This is a genomic window from Candidatus Neomarinimicrobiota bacterium (genome assembly GCA_034716895.1).
Lineage (GTDB): Bacteria > Fidelibacterota > UBA8477 > UBA8477 > JABMPR01 > JABMPR01.
Genome location: JAYEKW010000047.1, coordinates 1 through 4,930, shown reverse-complemented (window position 1 = coordinate 4,930; position 4,930 = coordinate 1). Strand labels below are relative to the sequence as shown.

Sequence of the window (4,930 nt, the reverse complement as noted above, 5' to 3'; positions counted from 1 at the left end):
AGTTATTGCGGCTGAAGAGTCCTCCGGTGAGACATAATCCGGATCTACAATATCCTCGCAACCCATAATCATAATAAGACTAAGTCCAATAATTAATAACATACGATTCTTTATCATAACAGCCCCCTTTCGAGCTTATTTATAAATGTACGGTGATAATAACATGTGTCTGTACTATTAGAATTGACCCTGGACACAGATTGTTGATCATGTGATCCATGTCCTGTTACCGGTTGTCATCAAAATAATCCGACAGTCTCATAATCCAATTCCATCAATTATCACGATTGACAATTGTAGCCGAAGCCTGGCAAGTTGGAAAAATAATCATGTCAGCGATCTGGACATGAGCTGGGCGTGAAGCAGCAAACAGTACAGCTTCAGCAATGTCTTCAGCGATCAGAGCTTCCATGCCGGCATAGACCTTCGCGGCTTTCTCCTGATCCCCTTTGAATCTTACCAGACTGAACTCCGTATCCACCAAACCGGGAGAGATGGCAGTAACTCGAAGATCTGTATCAACGACGTCCATTCTCAAACTCTTTGTGATGGCATCCACGGCATGTTTTGAGGCACAGTAAACGCTTCCACCAGGATATGCTTCATGCCCGGCAATGGATGATATATTGATGATGTGTCCCTGATTGGCTTCGACCATTTGGGGAACGACACTTCTGATCAGATTCAAGACCCCTTTTACATTGGTGTCCAGCATTGTATTTACATCACTATCGGGTGTATGGTGCGCTTTTTCGACTCCAATCACCAGACCGGCATTATTTATCAGGATATCAATATCCCGGAATTCATCCGGTAATTCGGAGATCAGTTTTTCTACAGCAGTACTGCTTGTTACATCCAGTGCCAGAGGTAACACACCAACTGAATACTGTGATTCCAGGACATCTGCAAGCTTAGCAAGTCGTTTATATCGACGAGCTGTCAGGATTAAATTGGCTCCTGCGGCTGCAAAAATATGAGCGCAGGCCTCGCCAATCCCGGCACTTGCTCCGGTAATAAAGACATTCTTATTTTTCAAATCGGTCAGCATGCAAATGCTCCCTTTTTTTGCGGTTGAATATTGTCACTATCACCAGACTGCAACCAAGACCTGGATAAAATGGTTCCAGCCCTAAATAATAACTATAATCACCGGATTTTCCAAAAAGGAACCACAAGATCGCAAAAAGGGGGGGAAGGATCAGGTTGAGGGTTGCTGCGGTTCTGGTCATTGGTCTTTTAAAGATACTGAACAACGTAGGAAGCAACAGAGCAGGTATGGCAATCGTCCCGAAGGTATACCATAGATCGATGACTGAAGGAAGCAGGATTGCCAGGATAACTCCCAGAATCATGACGATGATCATGCTGGTTTTTATTAGAGATCTTGTGGTGAATTTATGAAGTGTTCCATAGCTTCCCAATATGTCTTTTCCAAGTGTGATGCCTGATATCAAAGCGTTGCTATCGAGAGTGGACATGACCGTGGCCAGAATTCCTACAAAAAACAACCCCTGTAAACCAATGGGCAAAATTGAGTGACCCAGATGAAGGAAAGCCTGTGCAGGGATGGTACCTGGGGGTAGATAATCGAATGCATACAGGCCTGTCAAAGTAGTCATCATGTCGAAGATGAACCAGAATGCGACTGCCCAGAGAATTCCGCTTTTTGCGATCTGCGGAGACTTTGTAGCATAAACTCGTTGATGAAAACCAGGATCGACCAGAGTCCAGGAACCAATAAAAAACCAGACAATAATATATGCAATACTGTTACCTCCGGTTAACGAACGATGTGAAGGGGGGAGGCTTGACCATAATTCCCAGGGAGTTTTATAATCGATGATTAAAACCAGGATGATGACAAAGAATCCCAGGAACATGAGCATGAATTGAAGTTTGTCCGTATTGACAACTGCCACAAATCCGCTGCGTAAAATATATATCAATGAAAAAACGGTGCCGAGTATAATGCTAAACGTAAGTGAAAGACCTAAGAAAAAATTCAGCAATAATCCAAGAGTCAGAATGTAGGGAGCCGGGCTGGCAAGCAGCAAGACCCAGACAGAAGCCAAGCGTCCTGCATTATTGCCGTAATCTTTACTGATGATTTCAGGTAGGGAGCTAACTTTAAGCAGGCGTGCACGTTTAGCCACCAAGAAGGCAAATGCAATTCCGAAGACATAGTAGGGCAAACCAAAGATGATCCAATTCGAAATACCGTAACTTGTGCTGAATTCACTCACTCCAAGAATACCACCATACCAGGTTGAAACCAGGGTCATGACAAATGCCGGAAGCGACAACTTGCGACCCATGAGCAGGTAGTCTGATGTCTCATTAGTTGACTTTTTGCGGTAACTGACCCAGAGGACGGCTAAAAGGTACAAGAAAAGGACCGAGATATCGAGCGAATGTAATGTCATAAGTATGTTCTGTTATCTACTGATACACAGCTACATAGACACACCCGGAATGCAGGGATATGCGAGGGTTATCACTATTTACAAGATTGCTCTGACTGAAATAACCTGAATCGGAGTTAGCGTCAATAATTTCCCACTTCAGACCTTTTGAATGAAGCCCATTGAAAGCTGAAACCGCAATGATACTTAAAGTAGCACCGTTATTGACTTCTAAGTCAGTCTCCGTTTCAGGTGTTACTCTTACAAGCTCTTCCATAGTGAAACCAGCTTCCAGATCGTTGTCATTCTTGAGGATAATCTGACATTTCGAATCGATGGATGCACAAATATGCAGATTATTTACCAGGTGATCTGTTCTTCCTCCGGTTGCTCCCAGAAGAACAATCGCATCTGGTTGATAATTCTTAAACACATACACAAAAGCTTTCTGAAGATCAGTGGAATTCTGGTCCCTAACTTGAAGAATCTCTAAACCACTATTTAAAGGCTTATCATATGAATCAAGATCACCGATCAATAGTTGAGGAGTCATGTTGCCTTGCTGGAAGACCTTCATACCGCCATCTATGGCAATGGTCAGGTCAGCCCGGGCGAACTCAGTTGCCAGCAGCTGCTGTGTTGGTTGTGCACCGCCAAGTACCAGTAAGACATTCATGATGCTAATAGGTGAAATAACTATTGCCAATAAATTCCCGGAGGATGGAAGTGCCGGGTACATGTCGATCAGGAATTGTGTGAACCAGGGAAAGGAGGGTGATTAATCTATCCCGAATTGTGTTCTTACTTGCGGAACGTAGCAGGGGCAGGGCATACCTCTTCAAAATGGATAGTTCATAGATCAAAGCTGAATTGAACATCATATCGGCTTCTTCTTGAAAGGGGAATATGTTCCTCAATTCACCATGCCGGACTGAATTCCAGCGACTAATTGTCTGATCGGCACTGTAACCCCGATAGCGATGATCTCTAACAATTCTGCGAATCAGTCGTCCATCAGATGTGGAAACTGGATGTGTATTATCAATGTTAAGCTGCGTTAACGCACTTATATACACACGGTAGAAGCTTTCGTCGGGAATTCCCTGGTGAATGATTGGATTCAAACCATGAATACCTTCAAAGATCAGAACTTCACCATCGTTTAACCAGAAAGTATCCTTCAATATTATCGGCTTCCCATTAACAAAATCGTAGCGTCGTTTGAACACGGGTTGACCATAGATCAGTTGCTTGATGTCCAGAGTCAAAGCAGCAAGATCCAGACAATCAACATTTTCGAAATCCAATGAGCCATCAGCCTGGGGAGTGATCTTTTCTCGATCCAGAAAATAGTTATCCATGGATAAGTAGCGCGATCGGATCCCATTAACAGCCAAATGGATAGCCAGACGTTTGGTGAATGTGGTTTTTCCAGAGGAAGATGGACCAGCTACAAAAATCACTCTTGTCCCAACACGTTCGCTAATATCATCGGCCAGAGCGGCAATGCGTTTCTCATGCAATCCTTCGGCAACCCAGATCAATTCTTTAAAGCCCAGTTCCATAATTTGACGGTTCAGGTCAGGTATGGATGATACCTTTAATATGCGCCCCCATCTTTCATGCTCTTTCATCATACTAAAGAGTTTCGGGGTATCTTTAAAAGGCATCACTTGATTGCCATTCTCGCCTATTCGAAGTAAAAAACCCCGGTTATAGGGCATGATCACAAAATTCGGCAAGTTAGAGAGATCCAAATAGGTAAACTCGTAGGATGCTGAAAGATGCGTGTCCAGGATAAGTACAGGAGGACGAGAGGATCGAATACGCGGGGTGTTCAGGTGCTTCCAGTCTTCTGCTTTTGCTGGTCTAATCTTGATCTTTTTATACTTTTTCTGAAGCTCAAGCATGCGGTGAGTAATGGCATCAAGTTCAATTTGGCTACAATATTTTTGCTCTTTCAGAATACAGTAATAGCCATCCCCAAATGAGTGATCAATGATCAGAGTCTTCTTATTGCCATAGATGTGTTTGATGGCAGTTGACAGCAAGAATACCACAGTACGTGTCTTATGGCGGTACGATTCGAACTGATTGCTCATCTTTCACCAGTCTTCTTGATGATATGGAATCCAAATTGGGTCGACACAGGCTTCGATGGACGGCTCCTGGGCATTTTCCGGACCGCTTCTTCGAATTCCCTGACCATTTGCCCCGTTCCAAACCAACCAAGATCTCCACCTTTTGATTTACTTGGACAGGTCGAGTATTCTTTGGCTAATTGCTCAAATCTTGCCCCTTTTTGCAGACGCTTGAATAGGTCATTTGCCAACCCGCGGTTTTTAACCAATATATGACTCGCTCTCCACTCCATGACCTCTCCTCCAGCGGTATTATTACAGGGCGTGAAGTTAGGCAAACCGAGCAGTGAATCAAGCAAACCTGCTAAATACGAATCGCTAAATAGACCAATTGGATTGACAGGGTTCCAGTTCAATATTGGGAGAACAAGTGTGGGTTGTCAT

5 protein-coding genes are annotated in these 4,930 nt (G+C 43.8%); all 5 read right to left on the bottom strand.

Annotated features, from left to right (window positions below; genetic code table 11):
• Positions 1 to 274: 274 nt before the first annotated feature.
• From U9Q77_03540 to U9Q77_03520, 5 genes are read right to left on the bottom strand one after another with little or no spacing between them, the layout of a single operon-like run.
• Positions 275 to 1,048 (bottom strand): SDR family NAD(P)-dependent oxidoreductase, encoded by a 774-nt coding sequence (locus U9Q77_03540; protein ID MEA3286435.1) that lies wholly within the window; start codon positions 1,046 to 1,048, stop codon positions 275 to 277.
• On the bottom strand, positions 1,029 to 2,426 hold the full coding sequence (locus tag U9Q77_03535) for a sodium:solute symporter family protein (GenBank protein ID MEA3286434.1): 1,398 nt from the start codon (positions 2,424 to 2,426) through the stop codon (positions 1,029 to 1,031). The genes U9Q77_03540 and U9Q77_03535 overlap by 20 nt, the downstream gene beginning before the upstream one ends.
• Before the next feature lie 16 nt (positions 2,427 to 2,442).
• Positions 2,443 to 3,081 carry a thiamine diphosphokinase gene (locus U9Q77_03530; GenBank protein ID MEA3286433.1) on the bottom strand — a complete coding sequence of 213 codons (639 nt, stop codon included), beginning with the start codon at positions 3,079 to 3,081 and terminating at the stop codon, positions 2,443 to 2,445.
• A gap of 4 nt (positions 3,082 to 3,085) precedes the next feature.
• Positions 3,086 to 4,507, bottom strand: a complete 1,422-nt coding sequence (locus U9Q77_03525) for a nucleoside kinase (protein ID MEA3286432.1) — start codon at positions 4,505 to 4,507, stop codon at positions 3,086 to 3,088.
• A complete protein-coding gene (locus U9Q77_03520; protein MEA3286431.1) occupies positions 4,504 to 4,779 on the bottom strand; it encodes a peptidylprolyl isomerase in 276 nt (91 codons plus the stop codon). The genes U9Q77_03525 and U9Q77_03520 overlap by 4 nt, the downstream gene beginning before the upstream one ends.
• Between the last annotated feature and the right edge of the window lie 151 nt (positions 4,780 to 4,930).

Excerpts from the sequence above, each read along its gene's own strand:
- U9Q77_03535 (MEA3286434.1), bottom strand. The coding sequence starts at position 2,426 with ATGACATTACATTCGCTCGATATCTCGGTCCTTTTCTTGTACCTTTTA.
- U9Q77_03530 (MEA3286433.1), bottom strand. The coding sequence starts at position 3,081 with ATGAATGTCTTACTGGTACTTGGCGGTGCACAACCAACACAGCAGCTG.
- U9Q77_03525 (MEA3286432.1), bottom strand. The coding sequence starts at position 4,507 with ATGAGCAATCAGTTCGAATCGTACCGCCATAAGACACGTACTGTGGTA.
- U9Q77_03520 (MEA3286431.1), bottom strand. The coding sequence starts at position 4,779 with ATGGAGTGGAGAGCGAGTCATATATTGGTTAAAAACCGCGGGTTGGCA.